The sequence below is a fragment of the Nonomuraea insulae genome (assembly GCF_042656245.1).
This window is the reverse complement of the sequence record NZ_JBHSPA010000052.1, coordinates 151,783-164,622: the sequence shown is the minus strand read 5'-3', so window position 1 is coordinate 164,622 and position 12,840 is coordinate 151,783. Positions and strand designations below refer to the sequence as shown.

At 70.6% G+C, this 12,840-nt stretch carries 16 protein-coding genes; 11 read left to right on the top strand and 5 right to left on the bottom strand.

Translation table 11 applies throughout. The annotated features are described in order from the left end of the window. Window positions 1-56: 56 nt before the first annotated feature. The 4 genes from leuC to ACFPZ3_RS40645 all read left to right on the top strand — a co-directional run bounded on the left by leuC (window position 57) and on the right by ACFPZ3_RS40645 (window position 2,671). Window positions 57-1,442, top strand: a complete 1,386-nt coding sequence (gene leuC, locus ACFPZ3_RS40660; RefSeq protein WP_379519692.1) for a 3-isopropylmalate dehydratase large subunit — start codon at window positions 57-59, stop codon at window positions 1,440-1,442. Between the two features lie 13 nt (window positions 1,443-1,455). Then, window positions 1,456-2,043: a 3-isopropylmalate dehydratase small subunit gene (gene leuD / locus ACFPZ3_RS40655; RefSeq protein ID WP_379519691.1), complete on the top strand. Its 588-nt coding sequence runs from the start codon at window positions 1,456-1,458 to the stop codon at window positions 2,041-2,043. Beyond that, the gene (locus ACFPZ3_RS40650; protein ID WP_379519690.1) at window positions 2,022-2,285 is read left to right on the top strand and encodes an SCO5555 family protein; all 264 of its coding nucleotides are present in this window, start codon (window positions 2,022-2,024) and stop codon (window positions 2,283-2,285) included. Before leuD ends, ACFPZ3_RS40650 begins: the two co-directional genes overlap by 22 nt. 86 nt (window positions 2,286-2,371) lie before the next feature. Beyond that, a complete protein-coding gene (locus ACFPZ3_RS40645; RefSeq protein ID WP_379519689.1) occupies window positions 2,372-2,671 on the top strand; it encodes an HU family DNA-binding protein in 300 nt (99 codons plus the stop codon). A 47-nt stretch (window positions 2,672-2,718) separates the two neighbouring features. Here ACFPZ3_RS40645 and ACFPZ3_RS40640 read toward each other — a convergent pair whose 3' ends face one another. After that, window positions 2,719-2,925: a hypothetical protein gene (locus ACFPZ3_RS40640; RefSeq protein WP_379519688.1), complete on the bottom strand. Its 207-nt coding sequence runs from the start codon at window positions 2,923-2,925 to the stop codon at window positions 2,719-2,721. A 52-nt stretch (window positions 2,926-2,977) separates the two neighbouring features. On the opposite strand from ACFPZ3_RS40640, the gene ACFPZ3_RS40635 reads away from it, so the two are divergent. Then, on the top strand, window positions 2,978-4,237 hold the full coding sequence (locus ACFPZ3_RS40635) for an MFS transporter (RefSeq protein WP_379519687.1): 1,260 nt from the start codon (window positions 2,978-2,980) through the stop codon (window positions 4,235-4,237). A 52-nt stretch (window positions 4,238-4,289) separates the two neighbouring features. Here ACFPZ3_RS40635 and cofC read toward each other — a convergent pair whose 3' ends face one another. Beyond that, window positions 4,290-4,955 carry a 2-phospho-L-lactate guanylyltransferase gene (cofC, locus tag ACFPZ3_RS40630; RefSeq protein WP_379519686.1) on the bottom strand — a complete coding sequence of 222 codons (666 nt, stop codon included), beginning with the start codon at window positions 4,953-4,955 and terminating at the stop codon, window positions 4,290-4,292. A 133-nt stretch (window positions 4,956-5,088) separates the two neighbouring features. Between cofC and ACFPZ3_RS40625 the strand changes: the two genes are divergently transcribed. The 3 genes from ACFPZ3_RS40625 to ACFPZ3_RS40615 all read left to right on the top strand — a co-directional run bounded on the left by ACFPZ3_RS40625 (window position 5,089) and on the right by ACFPZ3_RS40615 (window position 7,919). Next, the gene (locus tag ACFPZ3_RS40625; protein ID WP_379519685.1) at window positions 5,089-5,745 is read left to right on the top strand and encodes a lysophospholipid acyltransferase family protein; all 657 of its coding nucleotides are present in this window, start codon (window positions 5,089-5,091) and stop codon (window positions 5,743-5,745) included. 4 nt (window positions 5,746-5,749) lie between these two features. Then, window positions 5,750-6,760: an NAD(P)H-dependent glycerol-3-phosphate dehydrogenase gene (locus tag ACFPZ3_RS40620; RefSeq protein WP_379519684.1), complete on the top strand. Its 1,011-nt coding sequence runs from the start codon at window positions 5,750-5,752 to the stop codon at window positions 6,758-6,760. Between the two features lie 64 nt (window positions 6,761-6,824). Continuing rightward, entirely contained in the window at window positions 6,825-7,919 is a 1,095-nt protein-coding gene (locus ACFPZ3_RS40615; RefSeq protein WP_379519683.1) for a D-alanine--D-alanine ligase family protein, read from the top strand. Window positions 7,920-7,940: 21 nt separating this feature from the next. On the opposite strand, the gene ACFPZ3_RS40610 is transcribed toward ACFPZ3_RS40615, so the two are convergent. Together ACFPZ3_RS40610 and ACFPZ3_RS40605 are read right to left on the bottom strand one after the other, a co-directional pair. Continuing rightward, window positions 7,941-8,372, bottom strand: coding sequence for a DUF3515 family protein (locus ACFPZ3_RS40610; RefSeq protein ID WP_379519682.1), 432 nt, complete (start codon window positions 8,370-8,372; stop codon window positions 7,941-7,943). A 16-nt stretch (window positions 8,373-8,388) separates the two neighbouring features. Further along, window positions 8,389-8,622 carry an Lrp/AsnC family transcriptional regulator gene (locus ACFPZ3_RS40605; RefSeq protein WP_379519681.1) on the bottom strand — a complete coding sequence of 78 codons (234 nt, stop codon included), beginning with the start codon at window positions 8,620-8,622 and terminating at the stop codon, window positions 8,389-8,391. Between the two features lie 47 nt (window positions 8,623-8,669). On the opposite strand from ACFPZ3_RS40605, the gene ACFPZ3_RS40600 reads away from it, so the two are divergent. From ACFPZ3_RS40600 to thiD, 3 genes are all read left to right on the top strand, one after another. Next, window positions 8,670-9,638, top strand: a complete 969-nt coding sequence (locus ACFPZ3_RS40600; RefSeq protein ID WP_379519680.1) for a thiamine-phosphate kinase — start codon at window positions 8,670-8,672, stop codon at window positions 9,636-9,638. A 269-nt stretch (window positions 9,639-9,907) separates the two neighbouring features. Next, window positions 9,908-11,599, top strand: coding sequence for a flagellar basal body-associated FliL family protein (locus tag ACFPZ3_RS40595; RefSeq protein ID WP_379519679.1), 1,692 nt, complete (start codon window positions 9,908-9,910; stop codon window positions 11,597-11,599). Between the two features lie 8 nt (window positions 11,600-11,607). Further along, entirely contained in the window at window positions 11,608-12,414 is an 807-nt protein-coding gene (thiD, locus tag ACFPZ3_RS40590; protein ID WP_379519678.1) for a bifunctional hydroxymethylpyrimidine kinase/phosphomethylpyrimidine kinase, read from the top strand. A gap of 90 nt (window positions 12,415-12,504) precedes the next feature. Here thiD and rpmB read toward each other — a convergent pair whose 3' ends face one another. Then, complete coding sequence (gene rpmB, locus ACFPZ3_RS40585) at window positions 12,505-12,690, bottom strand: 50S ribosomal protein L28 (protein ID WP_049556934.1); 186 nt, start codon at window positions 12,688-12,690, stop codon at window positions 12,505-12,507. Window positions 12,691-12,840 lie beyond the last annotated feature (150 nt).

Below are 12,840 nucleotides of genomic sequence, written 5' to 3'. Positions count from 1 at the left end.
ATACTGCCGTCTCGACATATGAGAAAGCAAGTCGGAGGATTCTCAAGGAGGAGATCATGGGCCGCACACTGGCCGAGAAGGTCTGGGAGCAACACGTAGTCCGTCGCGCGGAGGGCGAACCGGATCTGCTCTATATCGACCTGCACCTCATTCACGAGGTGACCAGCCCGCAGGCGTTCGACGGGCTCCGTCTCGCCGGCCGGAAGGTGCGACGCCCTGATCTCACCATCGCGACCGAGGACCACAACGTCCCGACCGTGCTCGGCCCGATCGCCGACCCGGTGTCGAAGAAGCAGGTCGAGACGCTGCGCAAGAACTCCGCCGAGTTCGGCATCCGGCTCTATCCGATGGGCGACGCCGGGCAGGGCGTCGTGCACATCATCGGCCCGCAGTTCGGCCTGACGCAGCCGGGCATGACGATCGTGTGTGGCGACTCTCACACCTCCACGCACGGCGCGTTCGGCGGCATCGCCTTCGGCATCGGCACCTCCGAGGTCGAGCACGTGCTCGCCACGCAGACGCTGCCCGCCTACCGGCCCAAGACGATGGCCATCGAGGTCTCCGGCGAACTGCCCCCCGGCGTCACGGCCAAGGACCTGATCCTGGCCATCATCGCCAAGATCGGCACCGGCGGCGGCCAGGGCTACATCGTCGAGTACCGCGGCGAGGCCGTGCGCAAGCTCTCCATGGAGGGCCGCATGACCGTCTGCAACATGTCCATCGAGGCAGGCGCGCGCGCCGGGATGATCGCGCCCGACGAGACCACGTTCGCCTACCTGAAGGGCCGCAAGCACGCGCCCGAGGGCGAGGCGTGGGATCAGGCCGTCGAATACTGGAAGTCGCTGCGCACCGACGACGACGCCGCGTTCGACAAGGTCGTGGAGATCGACGCCTCGACGCTGACCCCGTACGTCACGTGGGGCACCAACCCGGGCCAGGGCCTGCCGCTGGGCGAGTCCGTGCCGACCCCCGACTCCTTCGCCGACCCGGTCGCCCGCTCGGCCGCCGAGCGCGCCCTGGAGTACATGGGACTGACCGCCGGCACGCCGCTGCGTGAGATCGAGGTCGACACGGTGTTCGTCGGCTCGTGCACCAACGGCCGCATCGAGGACCTGCGCTCGGCCGCCGAGATCCTGCGCGGACGCCAGGTCAAGACCCGCACGCTGATCGTGCCCGGCTCGATGATGGTCAAGCGGCAGGCCGAGCAGGAGGGCCTGGACGAGGTGTTCAGGGCCGCCGGCGCCGAGTGGCGCGAGGCCGGTTGCTCGATGTGCCTGGGCATGAACCCCGACACGCTCAAGCCCGGCGAGCGCAGCGCCTCCACCTCCAACCGCAACTTCGAGGGCCGCCAGGGCAAGGGTGGCCGCACCCACCTGGTGTCGCCGCAGGTCGCCGCCGCGACCGCCGTCACCGGCCGCCTGACCGCGCCCGCCGACCTGTAAGGAGAAGACTCAGATGGACGCTTTCACCACCCACACCGGTACGGCGGTGCCGCTGCGCCGCAGCAACGTCGACACCGACCAGATCATCCCGGCCGTCTGGCTCAAGCAGGTCAGCCGCACCGGCTTCGAGAAGGGCCTGTTCGCCGCCTGGCGCGAGGACCCGACCTTCGTCCTGAACGACCCCGTCTACGAGGGCGGCTCGGTCCTGGTCTCCGGCCCCGACTTCGGCACCGGCTCCTCCCGCGAGCACGCGGTCTGGGCGCTGCAGCAGTACGGGTTCCGCGCCGTGATCGCCGCCCGCTTCGGCGACATCTTCCGCAACAACTCCACCAAGATGGGCCTGCTGCCCGTCATCCTGCCCGACGACAAGGTGGAGGCCCTGCAGACGGCCGTCGAGGCGGACCCGAAGCTGGAAGTGACCGTCGACCTGGTGGAACGCCAGGTTCGCTGGGCCGATGAGGTCGTCCCGTTCGAGATCGACGACTACACCCGCTGGCGGCTGTTGGAGGGGCTCGACGACATCGGGCTGACCCTGCGTCACGCCGAAGAGGTGGGCACGTACGAGAATGGTCGGCAGCCATGGCTGCCGACCACCGTCTAGAAGACGACGAACTGGCGCGGCGGTTGCGCGAGGCGCACCGCCGCGTCCGCATGCTGCCCGCCGCCGAGCCCGCCACCGAGTCCGCTCTCGAGAAGGAACGCCTGGCGCGCCGCTATCTCGCGATCTGCGACCTGGCCAAGCGTGATCCGGAAAGGGCCGCGGTGCGCCTGGAAGCGTTTCTGGCCTCCCTTGACGACGCTTTCGACACGCCACGCGAGGGGGAAAACACGCTGGGTGATTGAGTTCCCTCGCGATCCCGCCTACTTTCGAGCGCGTAAGGGGTTTCTACGTCGAACTCCCGAGCCGTAACTGGGGGAGCAGGACTTTCATGAACAAGCGTGAACTCGTCGAGGCCATCGCGGATCGGGTGGGCGACAGGAAGACGGCCACCGAGGCCGTCAATGCGGTTATCGACGCCATCCAGAAGGCCGTGGCCGGCGGCGACAAGGTTTCGATCACGGGCTTCGGCGCGTTCGAGATGGTGAACAAGCCCGCCCGCACGGCGCGCAATCCGTCGACCGGTGCGGAAATCAACGTCGCGGAGAGCTGGGGACCCAAGTTCCGTCCCGGCTCCGATTTCAAAGAGCTGGTGAACGCGGGCGGCAAGAAAATCGGCAAGAGGAAGTAAATCCAGCGGACCAGCACGCCCGGGCCCCGGCCCGGGCGTCCGTTTTCTCAGGCGTCCGGCACCGGGAAAGTCGACAGCGTGATGTAGCTGATCCGCCCGCCGGACATCGCCAGGTTCACCCGCTGGCCCGAGCGCAGCAGGAGCAGCGGCCCCGCGTCGAAGGCGGGTGTGCCGAACTCCAGCACGGTCCCGTCGTCGAGGAAGACCGTGCCCGAGCGAGTGGCCTCGTCGAAAGTGCGTACCGTCGCCTGCACGCGATCAGCGTAATCGGTTGATGCGCGCTGGACGAGCATCCACGATCACGTCATGAATCTCCGGGGGGATTTCTGGCGCTTCGTCTGCTCCAACTGGGTCACCGTCCTCGGCACTCAGATCACGATCGTCGCCCTGCCGCTGACCGCCGTGCTGGCTCTCCACGCCGGCGCCTTCCAGCTCGGCCTGCTGAACGTGGTCCAGACGGCCGCGTTCCTGCTGATCGGCCTGCCCGCCGGAGTCTGGGTGGACCGCCGCCCACGCCGCCCGATCCTCGTCTGGGCCGACCTGGTCAGGGGCTTCGCGCTGCTGACGGTCCCCGCCGCCGCCTGGCTGGGCGTGCTGACCCTGCCCCATCTGTACGCGGTCGCGCTCGTGCTGGGCGTGGGCACCGTGTTCTTCGACGTGGCCCAGATGAGCTTCCTGCCCGCGATCGTGCCCAGGCAGGGCCTCGAACGCGCCAACGGGCGTCTGGAGGTCACCCGGCAGGTCTCCGTACTGACGGGGCCCGGGCTGGGCGGCTGGCTGGTCGCCACGATCACGGCCCCGTTCGCGCTCCTGGCCGACGCCTTCGGCTACCTGGTCTCGGCGCACCTGCTGTCCGGCATCCGGGCGGGGGAACGACCGGAGTCCAGGCCGAAACGGCGGCCGCGGCCTGATGAGCGGCTGGATGAGCGGCCGGAGTCCGGGCCGAAGCGGCGGCTGCGGGCGGAGGTGGCGGAGGGGATCGCGTTCGTGGTCCAGGACCAGGTCCTGCGCAGGGTGGCCATCGGCGGCGCGCTCACCCGGATCGCCCTCGGCATCACCGCCGTCGGCTACCCGCTCTACCTCGTCGTGGACCTGCACGTCGAAGCCACCGCCTACGGCCTGCTCCTGTCGGCCTCGGCCGTCGGCGCCCTCCTGGGCGCGCCGCTGGTGGGCGGGCTGACGGCCCGGTTCGGGATCGGCGCCACCCTGTACGGCTCCGCGGTCCTCGTCGCCGTCCTCCAACTGCCCGCTCTGGCCACGGGCCCCGGCTGGCGGCTACTGGCCTTCCCCGTGGCATCGGCCCTGGCCTCCGCCGCCGGGGTGATCTTCAACGTGGTCCAGCTCAGCTACCGCCAGCGCATCACCCCGGAACACCTGCTGGGCCGCGTCAACGCCAGCATGCGCTTCATCATGTGGGGCACGACCCCGCTGGGCGGCCTGGCGGGCGGCCTGCTGGGGGAGTGGCTGGGCGGCTACGCGGTCTTCGCCGCCGGCGTCATCATGCTCGCCCTGTCGTACCTGGCCGTAGTCACCGCCCCCGGCATCAGGCTGACGAAGGCAGGATGACGCCCGGCCGCACACCAGACGCACTACCTCAGACCACATGCCTTGCCACACATCACGCGCCCTGCCACACATCGGAGGGCGGGGTGTCGTCCGGCCACAGGTCCCTGACCACCGCCGCCGTGTGCCTGCCCAGCCCCAGCCGGATGGCCGCGCGCAGATCGTCCGGCGTGTCCACGTCGCGCCTGACCGAGTCGATCCCCGGCACGCACAACTCCTTGGCCCCGCCCGCCAGGTGCTTGGCCCGCGACTCCCCGCCGAACCTCGGCGCGAACGTCCGCCCAGGGCGTACACCGTAGAACGTCGTCCCCACGTCCAGCGCGTCCGGCACGAACGACTGGTCGAACTCCGCCGCCGCCTCCAGCGCCAGAGCCAGCTCCGCCGGCCGCAGGGCGGGCAGGTCGGCCTGGAGCGCGCCCACCCCGTCGCCGGGCGCCACCAGCACGGCATGCGCCGCCCCCGTGCGCAACGCCGTGTTCAGCCCCCGGTCGGGATCGGGCACCACGTCGGCGCCGAGCGCGGCCAGAGGCCCCGCCGCGGCGGGATCGGCCGTCACCACGATGACCCGCGCGACCGGCGGGCACGAGAGTGCGGCGGCCACGGTGTCGCTGGCCACGGCCACCGCCAGCCGGGTGCGGTGGGGGCCTGTCGCGGCGGCCAGGCGGGTCTTCGCCGCGACCAGCGTCTTCACCGGAATGACCAGGGACCAGCTGATGCTCATAGGCTAAGCATCGCGCCTCGACATCCCGCGCGGCCAACCGGGAGACTTGGGGCGCATCCCGTACGTGTTGGAGGAGACCATGAGCCGCCCCACGCGACCATCGCGTTCCTGGGAGACCTTTGCCGTCGCGGTGGTGAAACCTCTGTCCCGGCTCCTGGTCAAGAAAGACTGGCGCAGGGGGGAGCGCCTGCCCAGGACCGGCGGCGTGATCATCGCCGCCAACCACCTGTCCTGGGCCGATCCCGTCCTGCTGTCCCACTTCCTGTACAACAACGGCCGCTGGCCGGTGATCCTGGCGAAGTCGGGGCTGTTCAGGGTGCCGCTCCTGGGGCGGGCCGTGAAGGGGCTGCTGGCGATCCCGGTCGACCGGGGCAGCGCCGAGGCGGCCAGGTCGCTGAGCATGTCGTCACAGCGGCTGGCCGACGGGTGCGCGATCCTGTTCTACCCGGAGGGCACCTGCACCCGCGATCCCGACCTGTGGCCCATGGTGGGCAAGACGGGCGCGGCCCGGCTGGCGCTGGAGAGCGGCGCGCCGGTCATCCCGGTGGCCCATTGGGGGGCACAGGAGTTGCTGCCGTACGGTGAGAAGAGGCCCAGGTTGTTCCCGCGCAAGACGTTCCACGTGATCGTGGGGCCGCCTGTGGACCTGTCGAAGTACGCGGGCCAGGAGCCGCAGGCCGACGTGCTGCGCGAGATGACGGCCGACATCATGGCGGCCGTCACCGCGCAACTCGCCGAGCTGCGCGGCAAGAAGGCCCCGGAGACTCCCTACGATCCCGCCGGACGGTGATGGCATGACAAAGGTGGCCGTTTTCGGGTCGGGCTCGTGGGGCACCACGTTCGCCATGATCCTCACCGAGGCGGGCAACGCGACGACGTTGTGGGGCCGGAGGCAGGAGGTGGCCGACGCGATCAACGGCGACCACGCCAACCCCGACTACCTGCCCGGCGTGCGGCTGCCCGACGGGCTGCGGGCCACGACCGACCCCGCCGAGGCGCTCGACGAGGCCGAGTTCGTGGTGCTGGCCGTGCCTTCCCAGACGTTGCGGGCCAACCTGGGTGCCTGGCGCGACCTGATCCCGCCGCGTGCGATCCTGGTGAGCCTGATGAAGGGCATCGAGGTCGGCACCACCAAGCGTATGAGCGAGGTGATCCGCGAGGTGGCCGAGGTGCCCGAGGAGCGGGTCGCGGTCGTCTCGGGGCCCAACCTGGTCCCCGAGATCGCCCATCGCCAGCCCGCCGCCACCGTGGTCGCCTGCACCGACGAGTCCGTCGCCGGGCGGCTCCAGGCGATCTGTCACCTGCCGCCGTGGTTTCGGCCCTACACCAACCCCGACGTGATCGGGGTCGAGCTGGGCGGCGCGGTGAAGAACGTGATCGCGCTCGCCGTCGGCGTCTCGGCGGGCATGGGCATGGGCGACAACGTCAGCGCCATGCTCATCACGAGAGGGCTGGCCGAGATCTCCCGCCTGGGGGCGGCGCTCGGGGCCGACGCGCACACGTTCGCCGGGCTCGCGGGCATGGGCGACCTGGTCGCGACCTGCACCTCCCCGCTCTCGCGCAACCGCACGTTCGGGGAGAACCTGGGCAGGGGCATGACCCTGGCCGAGGTCGTCGCGGCCACCAAGCAGACCGCGGAGGGCGTGAAGTCCTGCGAGTCCGTCCTCGAACTGGCCAGGAAGCACGACGTCGAGATGCCGATCACCGAGGTCGTCGTCGCCGTCGTCCACGACGGCATGTCACCGTCCGAGGCGGGCATGCTGCTCATGTCCCGCTCACCCAAACCGGAACGCTACGGCGTGTGAGAAACACCTGACTACGGCGTGCTCAGCTCGCTGTGACACGGACACCCCGGTAGATTCGGACACCATGAGCAAGCCACGCGTCGCCGTCGTTTTCGGAGGCCGCAATTCCGAGCATGCCGTTTCCCTCATGGGGGCGGGCAGCGTGCTGGATGCGATCGACAGGACCAAGTACGAGGTGATCCCCATCGGGATCGCCCAGGACGGCAGATGGGTGCTGGGCACGTCCGACCAGCGGTACGCCATCGAATCCGGCGAACTTCCGGTCGTCGACACCACGGGCGCGTCGCTGGCCCTGCCCTCCGGCGGCAGCTCACTGGTGGCCTACGACCCCGGCAGCATCCCCGTGGAGCTCGGGGCGGTCGACGTGGTGTTCCCCGTGATGCACGGGCCGTTCGCCGAGGACGGCACGATCCAGGGGCTGCTGGAGATGGCCGGGGTGCGTTACGTCGGCTCGGGTGTGCTGGCCAGTGCCGTGGGCATGGACAAGGCCCACATGAAGACCGTGATGAGCGCCGCGGGCCTGCCGACGGGCCCCTATGTCGCCGTGCGCGACCGCGAGTGGCGGCTCAACCGCGAATGCGTGCTCAAGGAGGCCGAGGAGCTCGGCTATCCCGTGTTCGTCAAGCCGGCGCGGGCGGGCTCCTCCCAGGGCATCTCCAAGGCCTCCGACCGCGCCGAGCTGGAGGCGGCCGTGGAGGTCGCCAGGCAGCACGACCCCAAGGTGCTCATCGAGGCCGCGATCGTCGGCCGCGAGATCGAGTGCGCGGTGCTGCAGTCGCTCGGCGACGAGCCGGCCGCCGCGTCGATGCCCGGCGAGGTGCGCGTCGAGGGCGGGCAGGAGTTCTTCGACTTCGCGGCGAAGTACTACCCCGACCAGATGTCGCTCACCGTGCCCGCCGACATCCCGCAGGAGACGGCCGAGGAGCTGCGCGCGATGGCCGTGAGCGCGTTCGAGGCGCTCGAGTGCGAGGGGCTCGCGCGGGTCGACTTCTTCTACACCCCTGACGGCAGGCTGGTCTTCAACGAGATCAACACGATGCCCGGGTTCACGGCCCTGTCGGTGGCGCCCCAGCTCTGGGCCGCCTCGGGGCTGCCCTACCCGGCACTGGTGGACCGGCTCATCCAGCTCGCCCTGTCGCGTTCACCGGGCCTGCGTTGAGATCTGGGGGAGGTCTGCGGGTCATCGGGCCTGCGGTGAGACCTGCGCGATCGGCTTCGACAGGTCGGCCAGCACCTCGGCGGCGACGTGCTCGCCGCCGACCGTGACCTCCACGTAGGCGATGTCGGTCACGGCCGTGAACAACGCGGGCTTGTCCGGGTCGGCGAACCACCCCACCCCGCCGATCTCCTGCAGCTGGTCGGTGGGGGCCATCCTGACCGGCCGGGGCACGCCGCACCGCAACGCGATGGTGCCCGGGCCCCAGACGGCCACGTACGGCGACTCGGGCGTGGACGTGCCACGCTCGTCGCCGTCGAGCTTCGAGGGCAGCAGGGTGGCCAGCTTGCCGCAGGCCGCGACCGCGTCACCCTGTGGAGTAGGCGGCTCTACCTGTACGGTGCCGCCGCAACCGGCGAGTGCGAGGAGAACGAGCAGGACGGCGGCGGCACGCATGCGACGAGTACGACCTTCAGATGTGGACGATCGGACACGTAAGGGTACGCGTGATTCCCTCCACCGCCTGAATCTGCGCCACGACGAGCTTGCCCAGCTCATCGACGTTGTTGGCCTCCGCACGCACGATCACGTCGTAGGGGCCCGTCACGTCCTCGGCCTGCGTGACCCCCGGAATCCCGGAGATCTCTTCGGCCACGGCGGCGGCCTTGCCGACCTCGGTCTGGATAAGGATGTAGGCCTGCACCATCACGTCCTCCCGGGCGATTCGATCACGCCGAAGGGCCACCGTACCCTGTGTGCGTCAGGAGGTGCGTCATCACAGTCGGAGATCTCGGCGAATTCGGTGTGGTAAATCGTATTACCGGACGTCTGCCCCATAGTAGGGCGGTAATCCTCGGCCCGGGTGACGACGCCGCCATGGTCAGCGCGCCGGACGGGCGTGTCGTGGTCTCGACGGACTTGTTGCTCGAGGGTAGGCATTTCCGCCGCGATTGGTCCAGCGGCTACGACGTGGGCCGTAAGGCCGCCGCCCAGAACCTCGCGGACGTGGCCGCCATGGGCGCGACGCCCACGTCCATCGTGGTCGGGCTGGGCCTGCCCGCCGACCTGTCCCTCGCCTGGCTGGACGCGCTGACGGACGGGTTCGGCGACGAGTGCGCGACGGTCGGCGCGAGCGTGGCCGGGGGCGACGTCACCCGCTGCGACCTGGTCGTCCTCGGGGTGACCGCGCTGGGCGACCTGGGCGGGCGCTCCCCGGTGCTCCGCTCAGGGGCCAGGCCAGGGCACGTGGTGGCGGTGGCGGGCCGGCTCGGGTACGCCGCCGCCGGGTGGGCGCTGCTGGAGGCGGGCGCGCGGGTGGACACCCCGCCCCTCCAGGAGGCCGTGGCCGGGCACCGCCGGCCGTGTCCTCCTTATGCGATGGGGCCCCAGGCGGCCGAGCTGGGCGCGAGCGCGATGCTGGACGTGAGTGACGGCCTGCTCCAGGACCTCGGCCACGTCGCCGAGGCCAGTGGTGTACGCGTGGAGCTGGATCCCCAGGCGTTCGCCGTGGGCGAGCCGGTGGCGGCGGCGGCCAAGGAACTGGGGGCCGATCCGCTGGAATGGGTGCTCACGGGTGGCGAAGATCACGCTCTCGCTGCCGTGTTCCCGCCAGAGGTACGGCTGCCGTCGGCGTGGCAGGTCGTGGGCCGAGTGGTCGAAGGTGATGGCGTTCTGGTGTATGGGCGAGAAATCGGACGTCGCGGGTGGGATCACTTTCGGTGATGAGTTGTCCCGATTTAAGTGATATTTTCCCGTTTTGGGGTATGACTAGCGGGATTACTGTGACAGGGGCGTAGCAAAGGTGTTATGAAGATTGGCGGCCACTGTAACCGGGAGAAAGGGCAGCCATGGGCCGCCACGGCACAGGTGGATCCGACGACGGGGATGAATTGGGGAACGGCAGCGCATTTTGGGGTCCTGACGAGCAGGCTGAGCCGCCCGGCTGGCCTTCGCTGCCGGACCAGCCCGAGGTGACGGGCCAGTGGGCCCCCATGCCACGGCGTACCGATGGGCCGCCTTCGCGCGCGCCCCAGTCGGAGCCGTTCGAGACCACCGGGGCTTTCGCGCTACCCAACGACTCCGCCGGCGGTTTGCCACCGGCCAACGACCCTGGGGCCGCCTTCCCGCCCCGCAGGGGTGAAGAGGCAACACCGTTCGAGACGACGGGCGCGTTCGCCCGTCCGCCCGAGTGGAGCTCGCCCCCAGGCCCCTCCGACCCCCCGAACGGTTTCTTCGGCGGACCGGGCATCGACGACGACGAGCCCGGGTTCTTCGGCAGACCGGAGTCTTTCGACGGCCGTGCTCCCTTCAACGGCCCCCCAGACCAGTACAACGGCCCCCCAGACCAGTACAACGGCCCTCCAGGCCCGTACAACGGCCCCGCCGACCAGACGGCCGTCTTCAACGCCCGTCACGGCCAGCCCGGCCCCGGCCAGCCCGGTCCCGGCCCCGGCCAGCCCGGTCCCGGCGCTCAGGGCCCTGGAGAGCAGGGCTTCTTCGGCGGCCCGCCGTCAGGGCCGTTCGACCGTCCGGGCCCCTTCGGCGGGCCTGACGGCCGCCCGTTCGATGGATCAGGCGATCGTCCCGGGCCGTTCGACGCCGATCGCCCCTTCGGCTCCTTCGAGGAGGGGCCCGCGGACCGTACCGCCAGGTTCGACAGCCCCTCGGGCCCCGTCTTCGGCAGCCCGCCCGAGCCGGGTGACATCAAGGTGGCCGGCGAGCCGACGGCCGTGCAGGCCCCGGCCTGGGCGGACGCCGAGACCGGCTTCCTCGGCTCCGGCTGGTCGAACGACGAGCAGGAAGAGCCGGTCAAAAGGCGCGGCGGCCGTCGCAAGTCCGGACGCGGTGGCGGCGGTGGCGGTGGCGGCGACGTGCTGGCCGCTCCCACAGGAGCGGGCAAGGGCCGGGTCGCGCTGCTCTCGGTAGCGGCCGTGGCCGTCGTGCTCGGCGGCACCGTGGCGGGCGTCAAGTTCATGAGCTCGCCGGGCGGCAAGTGCGAGGGCGCGACCTGCGCCGCCGTACAGGCGACCAGCAGCCAGCCCGGGCCCGCGGTCTCCGAGCCCGCCGAGGAGGAGTCGCCCGAGGAGGAGCCGTCGGAGACGGAGGAGGAGAGCACTCCCTCCAAGACCCCGACGCCGACCGCCTCGTACAGTGCGCGCACGCCGCGCAGGACCGCCTCTCCCACGCCGACGCCCACCAAGACCAAGGTCAAGAAGTCGGCGCCCGCGGAGGACCCCGCGGAGGATCCGCCGGTCGAGGACACCGTGTCGGAGTCCCCGTCCGAGACGGTCTCGAGTCTGGGCAGCGACAGCGAGGTGGCCGAGCCCGACGGCGCCACTCCCGCCCCCACCGAGGAGCAGGGGCCGTTCGGCTCCTCGTCCAGTGGCAGCGGGGTGAACGTCCAGCAGACGATCCAGCAGCGCCTGACCACCTACAAGGCCGAGCTGACGGTCTCGAACAGCTCCGCGCAGACGTTGCGGAACCCCACGGTCTCCGTGCCCGTTGACGGCAAGGTCGTGAACGTGAACGGCGCCGAGTGGACGCAGGACGGCGACCTGCTGATCCTGGACGTGTCCACGTCGCTGGCGGCGGGGGCCTCGATCAACGTCTCGTTCACGGCCACCGGCAGGGGCTCCAAGGCCCAGAACTGCGGGATGGTCGCCGGGGAGTGCGCCGTCACCTGAGTGGTTGGATGGGGTACATGACGGTTTTGACCCCTCCACGCGTGCTGACCGTGGCCGGCTCCGATTCTGGGGGCGGCGCGGGTATCCAGGCGGACCTGAAGACCATGCTGGCCCTGGGCGTCCACGGGATGAGCGTCATCGCCGCGGTGACGGCGCAGAACTCGGTGGGCGTCCAGGGCTACTGGGAGCTGCCGCCCGAGGCCGTACGCGCGCAGCTCGAATCCGTGCTGGGCGACATCGGCGCGCAGGCGGTGAAGACCGGCATGCTGGCCTCTCCCGTGCTCGTGGAGACGGTCGCCGACGTGCTCGGCTCCTACGCCGCCCCCGTGGTCGTCGATCCGGTCGGGGTGTCCAAGCACGGCGACGCGCTGCTCGCGCCCGAGGCCGTGGAGACCATGCGGACCCGCCTGCTGCCCGTGGCCACCGTGGTGACGCCGAACCTGTGGGAGGTGGAGCAGCTCACCTCGGTCAAGGTGGAGGACGAGAGCGGGCTGAGGCGGGCCGCGGACGCCGTGCTGGAGCTGGGGCCCACCTGGGCGCTGATCAAGGGCGGTCACCTGCCGGGCCCGCCGGTGGACCTGCTCACGGACGGCGTCACCGAGCACCGCTTCGCCGCCGAACGCCTCGACAACCGCCACACCCACGGCACCGGCTGCACGCTCGCCTCCGCCATCGCCTCCCGCCTCGCCCTGGGCGACGACGTGCCGGCGGCCGTGGGCGCGGCCAAGGACTACGTCACGGGCGCGATCGCCCGCGGCTTCCCCCTGGGCGCCGGCATCGGCCCGGTGGACCACGCCTGGCGCTGGCGCTCCTAGGAAGGCCCGCCGGCATGACGAAGGCCCGCCGGCATGACGAAGGCCCGCTGCTCCCTGAGGGGGCAGGCGGGCCTTCGTGAAAGTTGAGAACTAGCGGGTGACCTTGCCCGCCTTGATGCACGAGGTGCACACGTTCAGCTTCTTCGGCGTGCCGCCGATGACCGCGCGAACCGTCTGGATGTTGGGGTTCCAACGACGACGGGTACGGCGGTGGGAGTGGGACACGTTGTTGCCGAAGGTCGGTCCCTTGCGGCAGACATCGCAGACGGAAGCCACGGTATCGCTCCTTAAAACAGTCGATGTAGCCCTGTCCGCTGATGCTTTCCGGGCGGAGGGCATGCCGGGACAACCGGCTAGCCTGTCGAGAGTATCCGATGCACACCGATGGACGCGAACCAGAGCACCTGGATCGCACCCCGGGCGGGG